18 protein-coding genes and 1 pseudogene are annotated in these 19,935 nt (G+C 63.4%); 9 read left to right on the top strand and 10 right to left on the bottom strand.

Annotated features, from left to right (window positions below):
- The first annotated feature begins 106 nt into the window (after window positions 1-106).
- Window positions 107-1,168, top strand: coding sequence for a hypothetical protein (locus ACIQUI_RS25515; protein WP_403203409.1), 1,062 nt, complete (start codon window positions 107-109; stop codon window positions 1,166-1,168).
- On the opposite strand, the gene ACIQUI_RS25520 is transcribed toward ACIQUI_RS25515, so the two are convergent.
- Entirely contained in the window at window positions 1,149-1,592 is a 444-nt protein-coding gene (locus ACIQUI_RS25520; protein ID WP_403203410.1) for a PACE efflux transporter, read from the bottom strand. The two genes, ACIQUI_RS25515 and ACIQUI_RS25520, sit on opposite strands and share 20 nt — an antisense overlap.
- A gap of 102 nt (window positions 1,593-1,694) precedes the next feature.
- Here ACIQUI_RS25520 and ACIQUI_RS25525 point away from each other — a divergent pair, with 102 nt between their 5' ends.
- Together ACIQUI_RS25525 and mcpA are read left to right on the top strand one after the other, a co-directional pair.
- The gene (locus ACIQUI_RS25525) at window positions 1,695-2,573 is read left to right on the top strand and encodes a LysR family transcriptional regulator (protein WP_403203411.1); all 879 of its coding nucleotides are present in this window, start codon (window positions 1,695-1,697) and stop codon (window positions 2,571-2,573) included.
- A 142-nt stretch (window positions 2,574-2,715) separates the two neighbouring features.
- Window positions 2,716-4,602 carry a methyl-accepting chemotaxis protein McpA gene (gene mcpA, locus ACIQUI_RS25530; protein WP_403203412.1) on the top strand — a complete coding sequence of 629 codons (1,887 nt, stop codon included), beginning with the start codon at window positions 2,716-2,718 and terminating at the stop codon, window positions 4,600-4,602.
- 27 nt (window positions 4,603-4,629) lie between these two features.
- On the opposite strand, the gene ACIQUI_RS25535 is transcribed toward mcpA, so the two are convergent.
- The 3 genes and pseudogenes from ACIQUI_RS25535 to ACIQUI_RS25545 all read right to left on the bottom strand — a co-directional run bounded on the left by ACIQUI_RS25535 (window position 4,630) and on the right by ACIQUI_RS25545 (window position 7,418).
- Complete coding sequence (locus ACIQUI_RS25535; RefSeq protein ID WP_403203413.1) at window positions 4,630-5,694, bottom strand: hypothetical protein; 1,065 nt, start codon at window positions 5,692-5,694, stop codon at window positions 4,630-4,632.
- Between the two features lie 198 nt (window positions 5,695-5,892).
- Window positions 5,893-6,270, bottom strand: a complete 378-nt coding sequence (locus ACIQUI_RS25540; protein WP_403203414.1) for a RidA family protein — start codon at window positions 6,268-6,270, stop codon at window positions 5,893-5,895.
- A 12-nt stretch (window positions 6,271-6,282) separates the two neighbouring features.
- Window positions 6,283-7,418 (bottom strand): annotated as a pseudogene (locus ACIQUI_RS25545) (NAD(P)/FAD-dependent oxidoreductase).
- Between the two features lie 114 nt (window positions 7,419-7,532).
- Between ACIQUI_RS25545 and ACIQUI_RS25550 the strand changes: the two are divergent.
- Window positions 7,533-8,126, top strand: a complete 594-nt coding sequence (locus tag ACIQUI_RS25550) for a helix-turn-helix domain-containing protein (protein WP_403203415.1) — start codon at window positions 7,533-7,535, stop codon at window positions 8,124-8,126.
- A gap of 105 nt (window positions 8,127-8,231) precedes the next feature.
- Window positions 8,232-9,017 carry a sulfite exporter TauE/SafE family protein gene (locus tag ACIQUI_RS25555; protein WP_012271535.1) on the top strand — a complete coding sequence of 262 codons (786 nt, stop codon included), beginning with the start codon at window positions 8,232-8,234 and terminating at the stop codon, window positions 9,015-9,017.
- Between the two features lie 3 nt (window positions 9,018-9,020).
- Here ACIQUI_RS25555 and ACIQUI_RS25560 read toward each other — a convergent pair whose 3' ends face one another.
- On the bottom strand, window positions 9,021-9,560 hold the full coding sequence (locus tag ACIQUI_RS25560) for a histidine phosphatase family protein (RefSeq protein WP_403203416.1): 540 nt from the start codon (window positions 9,558-9,560) through the stop codon (window positions 9,021-9,023).
- A gap of 162 nt (window positions 9,561-9,722) precedes the next feature.
- On the opposite strand from ACIQUI_RS25560, the gene ACIQUI_RS25565 reads away from it, so the two are divergent.
- Window positions 9,723-10,814 carry a pyridoxal phosphate-dependent aminotransferase gene (locus ACIQUI_RS25565; RefSeq protein ID WP_403203417.1) on the top strand — a complete coding sequence of 364 codons (1,092 nt, stop codon included), beginning with the start codon at window positions 9,723-9,725 and terminating at the stop codon, window positions 10,812-10,814.
- A gap of 185 nt (window positions 10,815-10,999) precedes the next feature.
- Here ACIQUI_RS25565 and ACIQUI_RS25570 read toward each other — a convergent pair whose 3' ends face one another.
- From ACIQUI_RS25570 to ACIQUI_RS25585, 4 genes are all read right to left on the bottom strand, one after another.
- Window positions 11,000-11,332 (bottom strand): DUF3325 domain-containing protein, encoded by a 333-nt coding sequence (locus ACIQUI_RS25570; RefSeq protein WP_403203418.1) that lies wholly within the window; start codon window positions 11,330-11,332, stop codon window positions 11,000-11,002.
- Window positions 11,329-12,849 carry a PepSY-associated TM helix domain-containing protein gene (locus ACIQUI_RS25575; protein WP_403203419.1) on the bottom strand — a complete coding sequence of 507 codons (1,521 nt, stop codon included), beginning with the start codon at window positions 12,847-12,849 and terminating at the stop codon, window positions 11,329-11,331. The genes ACIQUI_RS25570 and ACIQUI_RS25575 overlap by 4 nt, the downstream gene beginning before the upstream one ends.
- Window positions 12,846-13,133: an iron transporter gene (locus ACIQUI_RS25580; protein WP_403203420.1), complete on the bottom strand. Its 288-nt coding sequence runs from the start codon at window positions 13,131-13,133 to the stop codon at window positions 12,846-12,848. The genes ACIQUI_RS25575 and ACIQUI_RS25580 overlap by 4 nt, the downstream gene beginning before the upstream one ends.
- 155 nt (window positions 13,134-13,288) lie before the next feature.
- Window positions 13,289-15,529, bottom strand: coding sequence for a TonB-dependent siderophore receptor (locus ACIQUI_RS25585; protein ID WP_403203421.1), 2,241 nt, complete (start codon window positions 15,527-15,529; stop codon window positions 13,289-13,291).
- Window positions 15,530-15,842: 313 nt separating this feature from the next.
- Between ACIQUI_RS25585 and ACIQUI_RS25590 the strand changes: the two genes are divergently transcribed.
- The 3 genes from ACIQUI_RS25590 (at window position 15,843) to ACIQUI_RS25600 (ending at window position 17,751) form a co-directional block, all read left to right on the top strand.
- Window positions 15,843-16,163, top strand: coding sequence for a transcriptional regulator (locus ACIQUI_RS25590; RefSeq protein ID WP_403203422.1), 321 nt, complete (start codon window positions 15,843-15,845; stop codon window positions 16,161-16,163).
- Window positions 16,150-16,464 (top strand): helix-turn-helix domain-containing protein, encoded by a 315-nt coding sequence (locus ACIQUI_RS25595; protein ID WP_403203423.1) that lies wholly within the window; start codon window positions 16,150-16,152, stop codon window positions 16,462-16,464. Before ACIQUI_RS25590 ends, ACIQUI_RS25595 begins: the two co-directional genes overlap by 14 nt.
- A 159-nt stretch (window positions 16,465-16,623) precedes the next feature.
- Complete coding sequence (locus ACIQUI_RS25600; RefSeq protein WP_403203425.1) at window positions 16,624-17,751, top strand: MFS transporter; 1,128 nt, start codon at window positions 16,624-16,626, stop codon at window positions 17,749-17,751.
- A gap of 53 nt (window positions 17,752-17,804) precedes the next feature.
- On the opposite strand, the gene ACIQUI_RS25605 is transcribed toward ACIQUI_RS25600, so the two are convergent.
- On the bottom strand, window positions 17,805-19,613 hold the full coding sequence (locus tag ACIQUI_RS25605; protein ID WP_403203424.1) for an ABC transporter ATP-binding protein/permease: 1,809 nt from the start codon (window positions 19,611-19,613) through the stop codon (window positions 17,805-17,807).
- Window positions 19,614-19,935 lie beyond the last annotated feature (322 nt).

A 19,935-nucleotide genomic window follows, 5' to 3' on the forward strand; every position in this document is an offset into this window, starting at 1 on the left:
ATCCCCTGTAGGAGCGCGTTGCCGGGGCGATGGGCTGCACGGCAGTCGCTCACTGCCGCCCCTATACTCGAAACACCACCCCAGCCTCTACCAGGGAGGCGGTCGCGTGAGTTCCAGAACACTTATATTGCTGTGCCTTCTGCTGGCCCTCGGCGCCTGCGCAAGCAAGCGCCCGCCTGCCCCGCCTCCGCCTGTAGTACTCACCCCCGCCGCCTGGCAACGCATCGACCAGGAACTGATCGATGCCTCGGCCGGCGCCGCCGGCTCGGCCAACGACTATGCCCGGCGCTCCATGCGGGTGTGGAAGGAGCAGGTGCAGCAGCGCACCGAAAGCGACTTCATCCCCTGGTTTACCGGGTACTGGACCCAGCAGTGGCTCACCCTCAAGGTGGCCTGGTACAAGCTCGACAGCGGCGAAGGCCGGGAGCCTGCAGAAAAACGCCTCGCCCTGTACCTGCAGGAGCAGTATCACGAGCGGGTGATCGAGCCGGTGGCCGAACAGATCAACCCCGAGGGCATCCGCGACCGCGCCTGCGAGTTGTACCTGCAACTGCTTGGCCAGCAATTACCGGCCATCATCAGCCGCTACAACGCGCCCCCCGAGCAGTTCAGCCAGCGCCTCAATCGCATTCCCGCCATACATTTGGGCCCCCCGGATGCGCGCAATGCCAGCCTGTATCAACTGCTAAGGGCCAAGTCGCTGGACCAGCAACCGGCCTGGCAAGCCATGCGCCAGCACCTGCACCAACTGGCCAGCAAAGGCCCTGGGCAGACTGACGTCGGGCTTGGCTCAGTGGCCACCCGCGCCAGCGAAAAGCTCGGCGCCACCCTCGCCCCGCGTGGGATCGCCAGTGCCGTGGCGTCGGCAGTGGGCAAGGTGGCGGGGGCGATGATTTCGATCGCGGCGGCCGGCTACGGCATGATGACCCATGACCGCGATCATCCAGAGATGGTCGAGCAGTTGCGGGTGATCCTCAACGTGGCGCTGAACCAGGAATGGCAGGAGCTGATGGAAAACCGCCAGAGCGGGGCCATGGCGGGGGTGTACTACCTGTCGGGGCAGGTTGAGGACAGCTTGCTGGCCAGTCTGCCGCGGCCGGCTGAACAACCTGTGGAGCAGCAAGTGAAGCAGCAGCAGGAACCTTTGATCATACGCCTGCCGCCGTAGGGGTTGCCGTGGCCGAGTCTGGCAACCCGAACAGCCGGTCAAATGCCCAGTTGTAGGCAAAGGTGTAGCAAGGCACCAGCAGGATGAACGCCATGTCCACCAGCAACGCCTCCACCAGCGTCATGTCCAGCCACCAGGCAATCAACGGAATCAGGTACACCACCAGGGTCAGCTGAAAACCAATGGCATGCGCCACCCGCCGCGCCACGCTACGCCCGCGCTTGGCCTGGCGGCTTTCCCAGTATTCGAACAAGGTGTTGTAGGCCAGGTTCCAGAGCATGGCAATGGTGGTGATCATGACCGCCAGCGGTCCGGTGTGCGACGCCTCGGTGTCGGACAGGTAGGCCAGCCCCAGCGTCGACATGCACAGCCCGATCAGTTCATAGAAAGTCACGTAGACCAGTTTGCGTTTCAGTCCCTGCACCCGGGGTTACCTCCAATGACAAAAGCGATGGGGTGCGATCATGCTTCACCATGCTTGACAGCAAAAGTCAGCAGCTGTCAGATCTACTGACAGGAGGCTGACATGAACTTTTCCAGCGACAATATCCAGTTGTTCCTTGCCGTGCTTGATCGCGGCTCGTTTTCCGCGGCTGCGCGCGCCCTTCAGCGGGTGCCTTCGGCGGTGAGCATGGCCATTGGCAACCTTGAGGCGGAACTGGGCTATAGCCTGTTCGAACGGGGCCCACGTGAAGTTCGCCCGACCGCACAGGCCCTGGCCCTCGAACCCCATGCCAGGCTGATTGGCGAACAACTGGGGCTGCTGCAGGTACACGCCCTGGAGTTGTCCCAAGGGCTGGAAAGCAGCCTGACCCTGGCCGTGGTACCCGACATCGACCACCGGCCGTTGCTGGCCGCCATCGCCCAACTCGGCGAGCGCCACCCGCTGCTGGACATCGCCCTGCTCAGCGCCCCACAGGAGCAAGCCCTGCACCTGCTGGACAGCGGCCGTGCCGACCTCTGCGTAGCCTTTGCAGGCCTGCAGGTCGACGCCCGCCGGGGTTTCCAGCACATCGGTATGGAATCGCTGGTGGCCACCCTGTCACCCACCCATCCGGCCTTGCGCGAGGGGCGTATCCACTACCTGGAAGACCTGACCCGGGTACGGCAGATTCTGGTGCGCAGCCGCGACCTGCCGCTGGCCGACCCGCGCCCGCTGATCGGCGCGACGCACTGGTCCACCGACAGCTTCGACCTGGCATTGCAGATGGTAGAAGCGGGCCTTGGCTGGGGCGACCTGCCGCTGTCGCGGGTTACGCCGCTGCTGGCCAGCGGGCGCCTGGTGCGCCTGGATTTTCGCAATACGCGCAACGAACTGCAGCTGCCGGTGCACATCCTGTGGCGAAAACAACAGCCGCTGCAGCAAGCCGCACGGTTGCTGATCGAGCAACTGAGTCGCCACTGAATACCGTCTGTCGAAACGACCGTAAGAAATTTCTGTAAGCACTTCAATCTTTTAGCCCGTGAGCCGATATCTCGGTCGACAGGCCCCGCAGCGCGTCATGAGTGCGCTGCGCCCTCCCCTCATTGGCTCAAGGTCTCGAAACATGAACCTGAAATTTCGCCACAAGATCCTGCTCAGCGCCTGCGGCGTCGTCGTCCTGGCATTTGCCCTGTTCACGCTCTACAACGACTACCTGCAACGCAACACCATCCGCCAGAACATCGAAGCTTCGGTGCAACAAGCCGGCGCACTGACCGCCAGCAGCGTGCAGAACTGGATGAGCGGGCGCATCCTGGTACTGGAAAACCTGGCCCAGGATATCGGCCAGCAAGGTGCCGGCGAGACCTTGGCCGGGCTGATCGAGCAGCCGTCCTACACGCGTAATTTCCTGTTCACTTACCTGGGCCAGGCCAACGGTGTGTTCACCCAGCGCCCTGATGCCCAGATGCCTGCCGGTTACGACCCCCGCCAGCGCCCATGGTATGGCGCCGCCGCCAGCGCCGGGCAAACCGTGCTGACCGCCCCGTACCAAGGCGCGGTCGGTGGCCTGATGGTGACCATCGCCACACCGGTGAAGAGCAAGAGCAATGGCGAGCTGGTCGGGGTGGTCGGCGGTGACGTGACCCTCGATACCCTGGTCGAGATCATCAACTCGGTCGACTTCGGCGGCATCGGCCACGCCTTCCTGGCCGACGCCAACGGCCAGGTGATTGTCAGCCCCGACAAAGACCAGGTGATGAAGAACCTCAAGGACATCTACCCAGGCAGTAACCTGCGGGTTGCCGCCGGCATGCAGGATGTCACCCTCAACGGCCAGGAGCGCATCATCTCCTTCGCCCCGGTGGCCGGCCTGCCGTCTGCACAGTGGTACATCGGCCTGTCGATCGACAAGGACAAGGCTTACGCCGCACTCAGCCAGTTCCGCACCTCCGCGATCATCGCCATGCTGATTGCCGTGGCAGCCATCGCCGGCGTGCTAGGCCTGCTGATCCCGGTGCTGATGAGCCCGCTGACCACCATGGGCCGCGCCATGCGCGACATCGCCGAGGGCGAAGGTGACCTTACCCGCCGCCTGACCGTGCAGAACAAGGACGAATTCGGCGAGCTGGCCACTTCGTTCAACCGCTTTGTCGAGCGCATCCATGCCTCGATCAGCGAAGTGTCTTCGGCCACCCGCCTGGTGCATGACCTGTCGGAAAAAGTGGTCAGCGCGTCCAACGCATCGATCAGCGGCTCTGAAGAACAGAGCATGCGCACCAACAGCGTGGCTGCAGCCATCAACGAGCTGGGCGCCGCTACCCAGGAAATCGCCCGTAACGCCGCCGATGCGTCGCAGCATGCCAGTGGCGCCAGCGAACAGGCCCACGGTGGGCGTGAAGTGGTCGAAGAAGCGATCAGCGCCATGACCGCGCTGTCGCAGCGCATCAGCGAGTCCTGCGCGCAGATCGAAACACTCAACGCCAGCACCGACGAAATCGGCAAGATCCTCGACGTGATCAAGGGCATCTCGCAGCAGACCAACCTGCTGGCACTGAACGCCGCGATCGAGGCAGCCCGTGCCGGTGAAGCCGGCCGTGGCTTTGCCGTGGTGGCCGACGAAGTGCGTAACCTGGCGCACCGCACCCAGGAATCGGCGGAAGAGATCCACCGCATGATCACCAGCCTGCAAGTAGGCTCGCGCGAAGCGGTGCACACCATGAACACCAGCCAGGTGTCCAGCGAGCAGACCGTGCAGGTGGCCAACCAGGCCGGCGTACGCCTGGCCAGCGTCACCCAGCGCATCGGCGAAATCGATGGCATGAACCAGTCGGTGGCGACCGCTACCGAAGAGCAGACCGCCGTGGTCGAGAGCCTCAACCTGGACATCACCCAGATCAACGCCCTGAACCAGCAAGGGGTGGAAAACCTCAATGAAACCCTGCGCCATTGCGACCAACTGGCCCAGCAGGCCGGGCGCTTGAAGCAGCTGGTCGGCAGTTTCAGGATCTGATGGCCTGGGGGGGCGCTTTGCGCCCCCTTAAGCTGTAACCGCTTTCGCAGCCCTACCCCGCCGCACCCACGCCAGCAACACCGCCGCCATCAGCACGAACCCCAGGTAGCCAAACAACGGGTACACCTCACCCACCAGGCTGATGAACCCCACCAGGCTGCAGGCAAACGCCACCGCACCGGTTAACACCGAGCCCCAGCGGAACTTCGCCGTGCCCGCCGGCAGCAGCCGCGAAAGGAACGAAAACAACGTACCCACCGCGGTATTGACGATCATGCCGAAGATGATCAGGCACATCACCAGCCCCAGCAACGGCGACACTTCGTTGGCAATCGACAGCATCGGCATGGGCAGGTCGGCCACGCTGTCCAGGCGTGACAGCAGGCCGGCACTCATCACCAGCATCAGGCCGCCCAACGCCGCGCCGCCCAGCAAACCGCCCCACACTGCGGTTTTCTCCCCCTTGGCCGAGCCGCCCAGAATAGCGAGTATCGGCGCACCCGCAACGATGTTGTACGACACATACAAAAATGCACCCAGCAGCCAGTGACGGGTGCCGGCCTGCTGCTGGCTGGCCAGGTGATCGAGCGCAGCGAAGCTTTGCTCGCGGGTGAACACGGCATACAAGGCAATGGCTGACGCCACCAGGATCAACAGCGGAGTGATGGCGCCAATGGCCAGAATCACCTTGCGCACGTCCAGGCAGACGATGCCCACCACCACCAGCGTCACCAGCACGCTACCGGTCAACGCCGGTATGCCGAACTGCTGCTCCAGTAACGCACCACCACCGGCCAGCATGACCACGGTGACGGCGAACATGAAGAAGGTGATCAGCCAGTCGACGAACAGGCCCAGGTGACGGCCGCAGATGGCCTGGATCACATCCTTGTGCGAGGTGGCCTGCTGGCGGTTGCCCAAGCCGGCCAAGGCCATCCCGAGGAAGGTGAACAGGGCCGCGCTGACCATGGCGCCAACCAGCCCCCACACGCCGAAATCGACAAAGAACAACAACAGTTCCCGCCCCGAAGCGAACCCCGCCCCCACGATCACGCCGACAAATGCGCCGGCAATCTTCAGTTGCTCTTGCATGTGAACCTCTGGATTTATTGTTGTTGTCTTACCGCCACCGCATGCCTTTTGCAGGAGCAGCTGTCTTGCTCCGAAATCTCAAGGCTTGCGCAATCCATGTGGGAGCGGGCGTGCCCGCGAACACCGGCAAAACCGGTGCCATCCACTGTGTGGGCTCTTTCGCGGGCACGCCCGCTCCCACATGGGTTCGTGCTTCGGTCATGCTTCGCCGACAAACGCCTGCACTTCGATTTCCACGTCCACCCCCAGCGCCAATGCCGAGGCCACGGTCGAACGCACCGGCAGCGCCGCACCGAAGAATTCCTTGTACACCTCGTTGAAACCGGCGAAGTGGCTCATGTCCGACAGCCACACCGTGGCCTTTACCACCTGGTCGAAACGCGCACCGCACGCCGCCAGGCTTTCGGCGATACGTTCGCAGGCAGCGCGGGTCTGGGCCTGGATGTCACCGCGCACGACTTCGCCGCTGGCAGTCATGGGCACCTGGCCGGAGAGAAACAGGAAACCACCCGCCTTCACTGCACGGGAGAACGGGAACGGCAGGCTGCTAGGGAAACGCTGGATGTCATTGCTCATGGGATGTTCCTTTCAAGGTTGCTGGAAACGGGCCGGGGACAGGCGCTCGGGCGCCACACCCTGGCGGACAAGGCCAGGACACACGGGCTGGCCAAGCAGCAAGTCGGCAGCCAGGCGCGAGGCGCCCGCAGCCGACTGGATGCCATAGCCACCTTGTGCCGCCAGCCAGAAGAACGCGGGGGCTTGCGCATCGAAACCGATCACCAGGTCGCCGTCGGCGACGAACGACCGCAGCCCGGCCCAGGTGTGGCTCGGGCGGCGAATCGCCAGGGTGGTCATGGCTTCGATATTGTAGATACCCAAAGCCACATCGAACTCTTCAGGGGCGGCATCCTGGGGTTCGACCGGGTCGGCATTGGCCGGTGACCCCAGCAGCTGCCCGGCGTCGGGTTTGAAGTAGAAGCTTTCGTCAACGCCGATCACCGCTGGCCAGCGGGCGAAGTCCTGGTCTGCCGGGCCGGGGAACGTGAACGCGCTGCGCCGGCACGGTTGCAGGCCGATACGTCCACACCGCACTGCTCGGCCACGCGGTCGGCCCAGGCGCCCGCGGCATTCACCAGTTGGCGCGCCTGCACCCGGCTGCCATCGCCCAGCTCCACCTGCCACAGGTCGTCCAGGTACCAGGCCTGGATCAGCTCGGCGTTGCAACGCAGCTCACCACCTGCGGCGCGATAGCCGCGCAAGAAGCCTTGGTGCAGCGCATGCACATCCAGGTCCATGGCGCCCGGCTCAAGCACCGCGCCGGCAAGAGTTTCGCCACGCAGGCTCGGCACCAGGGCCAGGGCGGCATCGCGGTCCAGCAGGCTGACCTCGGTGCCGTTGGCCAGGTTTTGCGCGTGGGTCTGTTCAAGCAGCGCACGCTGCTCCACGTTGGCCACGTACAGGCAGCCACGCGGTTCCAGCAACGGGTGCTCGCAGAACCCTTGCGGTGGTGACTCGTAGAACGCCCGGCTGGCGCGGGTCAACGCCTGAATCTGCGGGGTGCCGTAGGCCTCCATGAACATGGCGGCCGAACGCCCGGTCGAGTGGTAGCCAGGCTGCGACTCACGCTCCAGCAGCAGTACCCGCTGTTGCCCGGCCAGGCGATAGCCCAGGGAGGCACCGGCAATGCCGGCGCCGATGATGAGGGTGTCGTAGGTCGGGGTCATGAACGCTCCTGCCAGGCAATTATCATTTATGAGAATTCTAATATATGAGAATTTAGAAATGCGCAAGTGTCCAAGGTAAGATGCCCGACCAATGCCGTATGCCGAGAGCCCTGAATGCCCGCTGCCCTACCCCTGCTGGACCGTGCTGTAGTCGGCCAGCGCCTGCGCCAGGTGCGCAAGGCGCGCCAGATGACCCTCAAGCAATTGTCCGAAGCCAGTGGCGTACCGCTGTCCACCTTGTCGAAGATGGAGCTGGCGCAGGTATCGGTCAGCTATGAAAAGCTCGCCGCCGCTGCCCGGGCCCTGAATGTCGATATCGCTCAGTTGTTCCGCTCCGGCGCTACGGTCAGCGCCCCGGTGCCGGTGACCGTGGTGGTCGATTCGTTGCCGGCGGCGGCGGGCTATTCGACCGGCACCTACGATTACCACCCCATCGCCGGCGACTTCCCCGAACGCCGCATGACCCCGGCCTATGCCCGCATCATCGCCCGTGAACGCGGCCAGTTCGACGATTTTATCCGCCACCCCGGGCAGGAGTTTGCGCTAGTGCTAAGCGGGCGCGTGCGCATCGAATTCGAGACCGGCGAAGCCGTGAGCATCGGGCCGCAGGAGACGGCATACTTCGACAGCCAGGTGGGGCACATCTACCTGTCCGAGAGCGAGGACGGTGGCGATGCACAGGTGATGGTGGTGATGACCGATCGTTGACCCGGCTCGGTTATAACCTAATAACGAACAAGTCTATTTGGCTATAAAAAAATCTATATGCTGGCTGCATCCGATAACGGGCAATGTTGGGCAGTCGAGTAGCGTATGGATGTAGGTTCTTTTGGTTTCACCATTGCTGGCCTGGTTGTGGGTTTCATCGTCGGCATGACCGGCGTCGGTGGCGGCTCGCTGATGACCCCGATCCTGCTGTGGTTTGGCATCAACCCGGCTACGGCTGTCGGCACCGACCTGCTTTATGCGGCAATCACCAAGGCCAGTGGTGTCTGGGTGCATGCGCGCCAGAAGAACATCGACTGGAAGATCACCGGCCTGCTCAGCCTGGGCAGCGTGCCTGCCGCAGCGCTGACCTTGTGGTTCCTCAGCACCCTGCACACCGACACCTCGGCGCTCAACGCCATCATCAAGCAAGGCCTGGCGGTGGTGCTGATCCTGACTGCACTGGCCATCTTGTTCAAATCACGCCTGCAAGCCTTTGCCAGCCGCCATGCCGGTGACCACTACCACCTCAGTGATCGCAGCCTGAACATCCTCACCGTGCTGACTGGCGTGGTGCTGGGGGTGATGGTTACCCTCACCTCCATCGGTGCAGGTGCACTGGGTACCGTGGCGCTGTTCCTGCTGTACCCGTTCCTGGTCACCCGCCGCCTGGTCGGTACCGAAATCGCTCACGCCGTGCCGCTTACCCTGGTCGCAGGCCTGGGCCACGCGGGGATGGGCAACATGGACTGGTCGCTGCTGGGCTACCTGCTGCTGGGCTCGCTGCCGGGTATCTACCTTGGCAGCCACCTCACCGGGCGGATCTCCGACCGCGTGCTGCGCCCATGCCTGGCGGCGATGCTGCTGCTGATCGGCTACAAGCTGGCGTTCTGAAGCTCAAACCAGGCGCAGCCGCCATTGCCCGGTAAAGCTCAACGCCAGACGTGACAGCGGCAACACATCGATCCGCTGCCCGGCACTCATCGGGCAGCCCAGCACCTGTACCAGCACGGCACGGATGACCATGGGGTGGGTTACCGCCAGCCATTCGCCCGGCTTGTCGAAGCTTGCCAGCCAGCTCGCCACGCGCTGACAAAGCGCGGCGAATGACTCTCCCCCGTGCGGCGCACTTGCCGGATCCTGCAGCCATTGCGCGAGTGCCTGAGGCCGCTCGGCCTGCAATTGTTTCAATGCCAGCCCCTTCCACCCCCCCAGGTCACAATCGGCCAAGGCCGGCTCGACCTGCACCGTCCCCGACACCCATGCTGCCGTCTCGCAAGCGCGCCGCTCCGGCGCAGTCAGCAGTTGCACAGCGGGCAGGGTAGCTGCCGGCGGTTGCGCCAGCGGCAGGATACCGTCATCGGCACAGTGCAGGCGCCCGGTCTTCTGGGCCTGGGTCAGGGCATGGCAGATCAGGGTCAGGCGGGTGGCTTTCACCAGGCGTTTCTCGTGGCAGGCTGGGACGCAAGGTTTAGCATGCCGCAAAGCGTTTGGCTGCAACAATGTCGATGCCGACCAACCTGCAGCGATTTGCCATCATTAATTCCTGCGGGTGCATTTCGTCCCTGAAGTGACCAATGACAACAGGGACGTCGACGCATGACCGCAATGACACGTCGCTCGCTGGTGGGGCTGGGCATGGCCTTACCGCTGCTCGGGCAGATCAACTGGGCCAACGCTGCATCACCCTCCCCGGCTACCAATGACGGCCCGGCACGCATCAACTACAACGAAAGCCCCTGGGGCCCGAGCCCGGCGGCGCGCGAAGCCATGCGCGAAGGTATCGGCCTGTGTGGGCGCTACCCCTATGATGCGCAATACCGGTTGATCGACCTGTTCGCCGCCGACCACGGTTTGAAACCGGATCAGGTACAGGTGTTCTGCGGTTCGAAACTGGCGTTGCAGCACGCGGTGATGGCGTTCACCGGGTCACGCAGCCTGGTGGTCCCGGAACCGTCCTATGAAGCGCCAGCCGAAGCCGCCGTCGGGCGTGGCACCCGGGTGCACAGCATCGCCCTCGATGCCCGCTTCGCCCATGATGTCGATGCCATGCTGGCGGCCGACCCGGCAGCGGGGTTGATCTACCTGTGCAACCCCAACAACCCCACTGGCACCGTCACTCCACGCCTGGACATCGAACGGCTGCTGGCGCGCAAGCCGGCAGGTAGCGTGGTGCTGGTGGACGAGGCCTACATTCATTTCAGCAATGCACAAAGTTGCATCGATCTGGTCAAGGACCACCCAGAGCTACTGGTGTTGCAGACGTTTTCCAAACTGTACGGCATGGCGGGCGCACGCCTGGGTTTGGCGATTGGCCAGGCACCACTGCTGAAGCGGCTGGAAGCGTTTGACGGCCAGAACGTCGCGGCAGCCCCCACCTTGCTGGCAGGCCTGGCCAGCTTGCAGGACCGCCAGCTGGTGCCGCAGCGCAAGGCCGACAACGCCCGCTTGCGCGACCAGACCATCGCCTGGCTGGCCGAACGCGGCTGGCGCTGTACCGCGTCGCAGACCAACTGTTTCATGATCGATATGCGCGGGCCCGGGCAGCCGGTGGTCGAGCGCCTGGCAGAGCAAGGCGTGCTGGTGGGACGGATCTGGCCGAGCTGGCCGAACTGGGTGCGGGTGAGTGTGGGCGATGAGCGAGACATGCAGCGCTTTCGTGCGGCGTTTGCCAAGGTGGTGCCTGGCTGACCGCGTGGGCCTCATCGCCGGCAAGCCAGCTCTCATGGAACTGCACATCACTTACTGATTCAGCAGGGACCCTGTGGGAGCGGGCAAGCCCGCGAACACCGGCGCAGCCGGTGCCATGCACCGCGTTGGATTCTTCGCGGGCACGCCCGCTCCCACAGGGCTGGCTTGCCGGCGATGAGGCCAGATCAGGCCACCATCACTATCAGCCCCCAAACAGGCAGTGCCACCACCAACCTCACCGCCAGCCTTGGCCAGTACGGCAGCAGCATCACCAGCAGCATCCCCGCCAGCGACATCGCACCAAACCAAGCCACCGCCCCCATGGCCCAACCCCAGGCCTGGGCGCACAGCACCAGGCTGGCCAGCAATGCCAGCCACCCTGCACTGCGCAGGCCGACCCGCAACACACGCGGGCAGGCCCGGCTCCACACCTGTTTGTAATGCCGCTCCAGCCCTTGGCACAGCCCGAGCATGCCGGCGTAGGCAAATAAAACCCCGCCTGTAATCCACATCATCATGCCTCGGCCTCCATCCGCCGCCCTGCCCTGGCCTTCTGCTGCACCGGCTGCGCTTGCCGAACGCGCCAGGCCACCAACCCAAGCATTCCCCCCAGCACCAGCGCACACGCGGCAACCCCAAGGCGCATGGTGTCGTCCAGGCCGCCAAATGCCCCCAGTCCGATGCACAGCATTGCCGACAGCAGCAGTTGCTCAACCCAGGCCCGACGTGCCGGCCTGACACCGGCATGCAACAACGCCAACAGCCACACGCCAAAGAACGCACGTACTTCCCAGCTCTCACGCTGCGCCAACTCAACGGGCAACAAGCGACTGGCCCACAACAGCCCCACACAGGCCAGCAACAGGCCACTGATGAAAGCCACATTGCACACCTCGGCCACCCGGTACCAGCGTCGCGCTGAAGCCTCGGCGGTGGCAGTGGCGTACTTACGCCCGCGTTTCACGCAGAACAGCACCAGGCCGCTGGCGATCATCAGGCAACTGACCAGCCCGCAGATGAAGTACAGCCAGCGCATCGGGTAGCCGCCAAACTGGGCAAAGTGCAGCCCGACCATGACCCGTTGGGTAAGCGGGGCCGCGCGCCATTGCGGCACGTCGCTGAGCAACGCCCCGCTGACGCCGTCAAAGACCATGGCCTGGCCCTTGGCCAAGGCGATGCGGTTGCCCAACTCGGGGCGTATTTCGATACGCGCCGCCGCTGTGTTCGGGTTGCGTATATTCAAGCCGCCCAGCGGCCCCAACTGCGCCTCGGCCCGGGCCAGCAGCGGCGCCACATCGACCAGCGCAGCCGGCTGCCTGGCCAGGCCACGGGGCTGCTCCACGCGGGCATTGCCCTGGGCCTGGAAGTAGGCACGGTTGTCACCGGCGAACAGCGCATCAACCCCGGCGGGGATATAGATGAGCATGAAGATCACCAGGCCGGTGTAGGTGATCATCAGGTGGAATGGCAGCAACAGCACCGCGCTGGCGTTATGAAAGTCCAGCCACGAGCGCTGGCCCTTGTTCGGCCGGAAGGTGAAGAACTCCTTGAAGATCTTCTTGTGGATGACGATGCCGGTGACCAACGCCGCCAGCATCACCAGCGCCAGCGCGCCGACCACGAAGATGCCCCAGTTGCGTGGCAGGTCGAGGGTAAAGTGGAAGCGGAAGAAGAAGTTGCCGCCGACACTGTCGCGCACCTCGATGGCTTCCCCGGTGCGTGGGTCGAGTTGTACCCCAACGCCATGGCGCCGGTCACCCGTGGACACACGCAGCCCAGGCGAACGCTCGCTTGGCAGGCTGATGCCCCAGTTGCCCGCCTGCGGTTCATGGGCCTGCAGGTAGGCGATGGCACGCTGTGCCGCGTCGGCCTGGGACACCTGGGTGGCCGGAATTTCCGGCTGCATCCAGTGGTTGAGCTCCTTGTCGAATACCGCCAGGGTTCCGGTGACGAAGATAGCGAACAGCAGCCAGCCGAAGACCAGCCCGGCCCAGGTGTGCAGCCAGGCCATCGATTGGGTAAAGGTATTCTTCATGCCAGCCGCTCCAGCACCTGCGGCCAGAAGCCAATCACGGCAAGGGGTGCAGCCAGCGCCAGCGGCGCCCAGGCGCGCAGGGCATCACGGCAGGCAAAAGCCCAGAGGATGGCAGCGGTGTAGAAAATGAACGCAGGCAGGGTCGCGACGATGATCGCGTCGGCGGCAGACAGCGGCAGGATGCGGGCCAGGCAGGCAGTGGCGGTGTAGCTGAAGGCATAGCCGCCGAGCAGGGCGGCGGCGCTGCGGGAGAGGATCTGTAGCCAGGCTGGGGGGTTGATCATCGGAGATTCCTTGAGGTCCGGTGATGAGGCCGGGGCTGCTGCGCAGCCAATCGCCGGCAAGCCAGCTCCCACAACAATTGCACCAGGTTCGAATGCTGTGCGGTACCTGTGGGAGCTGGCTTGCCGGCGATTGGGCCGCAAAGCGGCCCCTTGTGTCAGAAGTTGATATTCAGCGCAGCAAACACCGCCCTGCCTGGCTGGTTATAGGTGTTGGCCCCCGAACTGCTGGCGTTGCCGCCCCGCAGGATCTGCTTGTCGAACACGTTGTTCACCCCTACCCGCACGTCGTAGTTGGCGTTGAACTTGTACCCGGCACTCAGATCCACCAGGCCATAGGCCTCGACGTCCTGTTGCGCTGCCTGGTCGTAATCCTGCTGAGTGCGGTAGTTGTAGGTCGGCGACTTCTGTTTGCCAAAGTAGGTGCCCGCCACCTGGAACGACAGCTGCTCGGTGGCACGCCAGTCGAGGGTGGTGTTGACGGTGTATTCCGGGATAACCGACAGCGGCTCTCCGGTCTCGCGGTTGTCGTTGTCGAGCATCCAGGTCAGGTTGGTGTTCCAGTCCAGGCTCGGCGTCAACTCGATGAAGAAGTTGCCTTCGATACCTTCCACCCGCGCTTCACCCGCGTTCTCCCACTGGGTCACGCGGCGGCCACTGTTGATGGCGTAGAGCACATCGGTACCGCCGATGATCTTGTTCTTGTAGTCGTTGCGGAAGTAGGTGGCGCTGGTACGCCAGGTGCCGCGGTCGTACAGCAGGCCGATTTCCTTGTTGACGCTGATTTCCGGCTTGAGGTCGGCGTTACCTTGCAGGTAGCAGCCGCCGGAGTTGGTCTGCTGCACACTGCAGCCCTGGCCACGGCTGTAGAGCAGGTAGTTGGGGTTGGACTGGTACAGGTTCGGCACCTTGTAGGCGCGCGCGATGCCGCCCTTGACCGACAGTGCCTCGGTGAGCTTGTGCGACAGGTTCAGGCTTGGGCTGAAGTTGTCGCCAAACATCTCGTGATGGTCAAAGCGCAGGCCCGGCGTCACGGTCGTGTCGCCGATGACGATGTTGTCTTCGGCGAACAACGCGTAGCTTTTGGCGGTCATTTTCGTGTTGCTGCGGTCAAAGCCGCTGATCGCGTCACTGCCCGAGGCACTCGGGTCGAAACTTTGCGGGCGGAACGAACCCTGGTCGTTGAGCGACTCGTACAGGTACTCCCCGCCCAGGGTCAGCACATGCTCAGTGCTGCCCACCGCGAACGGCAGGTTGACCTCACTGTTCAAGCGGGTGTTGCGCAGCCGCGACATCGCCGCACCGCTGTCGTTGATCGCCCCTTCCGGGCCACCGGCCAGGCCCTCATTGAGGCGCCAGTTGCGCACGTATTCATAGGCCAGAGTGGTTTTGCTGGTGCCCCAGGTGAAATCACCCAGGTGGGTCAGGTCGTAGGTGCTGCGCTGCATCACGTTGGTTTCGTGGCCATACAGGCTGGAAATCAGCGCGACGTCACTGCCGCCATTGCTGTTCATGGTGTCGCCAGCGTAGATGTTGCCCTGGCGGCTGTAGCCTGCGCTGGCTTCCAGGCGATGCTCGTCGTTGAGCTTCCAGCTCAGCAGGCCGTTGATGTCCTTGTTGCGCACACCCTCGCGGCCGGCAACCAGTGCGCTGTTGGCATGGCTGGCGTTGATATCCAGGTCGTCGGCGTCGGTCTTGGCCAGGCCACCATACAGCCGGAAACCGAGGTTATCGGTAAGCCCGCCGCCAAGGTTGAAGTTGGCGCGCTGGCTGGCACCCTCGGCGCTGTCTTCCGGCAGTTGGGTGTACAGGCTGACGCTACCCTTGAGCTCGTCGGTGGGTCGCTTGGTGATGATGTTGACCACCCCGCCCATTGCACCGGAGCCGTAGCGTGCAGCCGCCGGCCCGCGCAGGATCTCGATGCGCTCGACCGCTTCGGCCGGTACCCAGTTGGTTTCACCGCGCGTATCGCGGTCGCCGTTCCAGCCATAACGCACAGCGTTGCGTGCACTGGAGGGCTTGCCGTCGATAAGGATCAGGGTGTTCTCCGGGCCCATGCCACGCAGGTCGATCTGCCGGTTGTTGCCCCGTGCGCCGCTGGCGCTGTTGCCGGTCAGGTTGACGCCGGGCTCGCGGCGGATGATGTCGGACAGGTCGTTGGCCGGCGGGTGGCGCTTGATGTCTTCGGCCGTGATGATCGACGACCCCAGGGCCTGGCGGGCCTCGCGCTCGGCGGTGACCAGGGTGTCCTGGATCACCAGCGCGTTGTCGGCGACCGGCACTTCCAGCACCTCACCCGCACGCTGCTCCTCGGCTTCAGCCGCGGTGGCCATCATGGCCGGCGACGCCAGCGCGACGAACGCCAGGGCCAGGCTATTGGGTGAAGTTCTGCACTGCATGGGTACATCTCCTGCGATTCATGAGCGAAACGGCACATCCCTGTCGGAAACCGGGAGCCCTCGCCCACCGGCCTCGCAAACACAGTTTGGTGGCCAACAGGGGTGGTAAATATAGGGCGATGTAAATGCGAGTAAATCTTATTTACGAAGTTTACATGTTTGTAACGGAACTTTGCTGGAACGCCGAGTAGAGCAGTGGCCCTGGTGTTTTCAGCACGAGCGGGCTGATCAGCAACCCGTCGATACATCCTCACGCTTCTTTGGCTTAGAAGAACGAAGCAAAATCCCTACGTCAAAGACGTAGGAATGCAGTATGCTAACAATCATTGAAGCGCCAATTTTCTCAAGACAATGGCCTGATTACTGGACTGAAGAAGAGCACGGAGCCTTCATGTCCTACCTTGCTAATGAACCCGATGCCGGCGCTGTGATTCCCGGTTCAGGTGGATGCCGCAAGGTGCGCTGGAGCCTGGATGGCAAGGGCAAGCGCGGAGCGGTCCGTGTAATCTACATAGCCCAGCTCGCTAATGGGGCCCTGGTCGCACTGCTCATTTACTGTAAGAGCGCTACTGAAAATATACCCGCGCACGTGTTGCGCAAGATTGCCAAGGAGCTCAACCATGCCCCTGACTGAAAAAGAACTGAGACTGCGTGATGCCAGCCGTAATATCGGTGAGGAATTACTGGAGTCCATTCGTGATGTGAAAGCTGGCCGCTATGGTGCGGTACTTCAGGTAGAGGTAACCGAGGCCGCCGAGGCACGCAGCAGAACAGGGCTCTCCCAGTCCAGGTTTGCCGAAATGCTAGGTGTTTCGGTACGTACGCTTCAGGAATGGGAGCAGGGTCGGCGTTCACCATCCGGTGCCGCTCGGTCCCTCCTCCATATTGCTGCTTCTCGCCCCGACGTTTTCCGCGAAGTGCTTCAGGAGCGTTGACGGATTCCCTGAATGAGTGTCCCGGCGAAAATCGACGCACCGGCTACTACAGTTCCAACGTAGCAACTCTGCCGAGCCCCCCAGATGCACAGTCAGGAAGAAAGCCACTCAGCAAGTGCCAGCAGAACCCTGCCGAGAATCCCGCGTAGCGTCTGGGCGCTGGGGTTCGTATCGATGTTCATGGACATTTCCTCGGAGATGATCCACGCCCTGCTGCCGCTGTACATGGTCACGGTGCTCGGCACTTCGGTAGTAGCGGTGGGTGTTATCGAAGGCATTGCCGAAGCCACCGCGTCGATCACCAAGGTGTTCTCCGGCGCCCTCAGCGACCGGTTGGGCAAGCGCAAGCTGCTGACGGTGATCGGCTACGGCCTGGCCGCGCTGAGCAAGCCAGTATTTCCCATGGCTGGCGGCATGGAGTGGTTGACCGCGGCACGCTTCGTCGACCGGGTCGGCAAAGGCATTCGTGGGGCGCCACGCGATGCACTGGTGGCCGATGTCACGCCCCCCGAGTTGCGTGGCGCCGCCTTCGGCCTGCGCCAGGCGCTGGATACGGTTGGGGCATTCCTTGGGCCGCTGCTGGCGATGATGCTGATGTGGCTGACCGCGAGCCATTTCCAGGCTGTATTCTGGGTGGCGGTGATCCCCGCATTGGTGGCGGTTTATATCCTCGTGGCGTTCGTACGCGAACCCGAAGTGCCGACCACGACAACGCCAGTGCGCGCACCGCTGGCACTGGACGAACTGGTGCACCTGGGGCCAGCCTACTGGCGCCTTGTCGGGCTGGCCACGCTGTTCACCCTGGCGCGCTTCAGCGAGGCGTTCCTGCTGCTGCGTGCACAGGACATGGGCCTGGCGCCGATGTGGGCACCGGCGGTGCTGGTGCTGATGGCGCTGGCCTTCTCAGTGTCGGCCTACCCTGCCGGGGTGCTGTCGGACCGCGTGGGCCGCCGTGGAGTGCTGATGACGGGGTTGGGGCTGCTGATTGTCGCCGACCTGCTGCTGGCCCTGCTGCCGGGCTGGGTCGGGTTGGCCCTGGGGGTGGCCGCCTGGGGCCTGCACCTGGGCTTCAGCCAGGGCATTTTCGCAGCCATGATTGCCGACAGCGCACCCGCCAACCTGCGCGGCACGGCCTTCGGCTTGTTCAACCTGCTGACCGGGGTGGCGCTGCTGGTGGCCAGCGTGGTGGCCGGGTTGTTGTGGGATGGTGCGGGGTTCCAGGCAACCTTCCTGGTTGGCGCAGGGTTTGCCAGCGCCACCCTGCTGGGGGTAACGCTGTTGCACTGAGCCAGTGTAGGCTGCCGGACCATGGCTGCGCATTCTGAGCAGATACCTGTGGCCTACGCAGGTTGAACAGCTTGCGTGAGCAATGACCAGCCCCCCTGCCCATCTACCTCCAGCCGGTGAGTATGAAACCCCGCCAGCGTGCTGCGATGGCCGACACTGACCAGCAGCGCGCCCGGCATCTCCGTGCGCAGCAACGAATACAGGGCATGCTCCAGGCCTTCGTCCATCGCCGAGGTGGATTCGTCGAGGAACACCACTTGAGGCCGGTTGAACAGCACCCGAGCGAACGCCAGGCGCTGCTGTTCACCCACCGAGAGAATGTGTGGCCAGTCGCAGTTGACGCTCAGCCGCTCGGCCAGGTGAGCCAGGTTGACCTGGCGCAAAACCTGTTGCATGCGCGCTTCGTCTTCAGGCTTGCTGGCCGCCGGGTAGGCAATAACGGTGCGTAAGTCACCCAAGGGCAAGTACGGGCGTTGCGACAGGAACAGCGCCTGATGGCCTGTCGGCCGCCGGACTTCACCTTCGGCATAGGGCCAAAGGCCCGCCAGTGCACGCAACAAGGTGGTTTTGCCACTTCCCGAAGGGCCCTTGATCAACAGCGCCTGGCCGGCGTGCAGGCTCAGGTCCAAGTCGGCGATAAGGGCGTGCCCGTCCGGGCGCAGCACTTGCAACTGGGTAATCTCCAGCGCGTGTGCCTGGTGCTCGGTGATGACACGTGGCAAGGCACTTGCCTGTTCGTTGGCTTCAAGGAAACCGGTCAGACGGTCGAGGGTGGCACGGTATTGGGCGAAGGCATCGTAAGACTCACGGAAGAACGACAACGAGTCTTGCACCTGGCCGAACGCCTGGGCGGTCTGCATGACATCGCCCAGCTTGATTGCCCCACTGAAAAAGCGCGGTGCCTGGAGGATAAACGGGAATACCACGGCCACCTGGCTCACGCCCAGGTTGAAACCACTGAACTTCAGGTTCCGGAACACCAGGGCCCAGGCATTGACAATCAAGGCGCCAAAGCGGCCCAGCAACGTACCCCGCTCTACCAGGGCACCTTGGTAGAAGGCAATGTTCTCGGCATTTTCGCGCAGGCGCATCAGCGCGTAACGGAAGTTGGCGGTGAGCTTTTCGTTGAGGAAGTTCAGGCGGATCAGCGGCTGCCCCAGACGGAAGGCAATCCAGGTGGCGACAATGACATACAGGTACACGGCAAACACCATCGCCCGCGGGACTTCCACACCCGCAACAGCCAACGGTGCCGACAGCCCCCAGAGGATCCCGGTGAACGCCACCAGCGACACCAGTGCACTGACCGCGCCCAAGGCGAGGGTTACCGAGTTGCTGACAAAAGCGTTGGCGTCCAGTTCGATACGCTGGTCGGGGTTGTCCACCGGCTCGGCGAGGAACTGACCACGGTAGTAGGCATCACCGCGCATCCAGTCGCGGGTCAGGCGCTCCGTGAGCCAGACTCGCCAGTGAATGCTGAATGCCTGGGTCACATAGAAGGCGAACAACGAGCGCAGCACATGGATGGTAGCCAATACGGCGAAGACGCCGAGCAGGGACCAGAAAGCGGGTTGATCAAGGCCTTGCAAGGCGCTGTAGAAGCCGTTGTACCAGAACGAGAACAGCACGTTCAGGCGCACCGAGAACAGCGTCAACACCAGCAGCAACGCAAACACCAATAGCGGCCGCCAGCTACGCCTGAAACTGAAATAGGGTCCGGCAAGCTGCCAGAACTGGCTGCCCCAGCGCGTACAACGTACGGCCACGGTGGCGGCAGCAGCAAAGCCGATGAGGGTGATGAACGAGGCGATTGCAAGCCAGATCAGGCTTTCCTGCAGGGCCTGGTGCCAGTTCATGTCCATGGTGGGGTATCCGTGCTGAGTATTTCCGCGAGCGTAGCATTGAGCAGTGAGTCGTCAGGCATAGATGACGCACATTTCATGATTGCTCTGCGCGATTACAGGAGCTGGCGCGGCCCCTGTGGGAGCGGCTTTAGCCGCGAAGCAGGCGGCGCGGTGGATGGCACCGGCGTTGCCGGTGTTCGCGGCTAAAGCCGCTCCCACATGGGGCCACGACATGGCGGAGATTATTTTTGGAGCACAAAGACAAAACCCCTACCTGCATGCGCAGATAGGGGTTTTGCGAAATGAATCTTGACGATGACCTACTCTCACATGGGGAAAC

Source organism: Pseudomonas sp. NPDC090592 (assembly GCF_044769185.1).
Taxonomy (GTDB): domain Bacteria; phylum Pseudomonadota; class Gammaproteobacteria; order Pseudomonadales; family Pseudomonadaceae; genus Aquipseudomonas.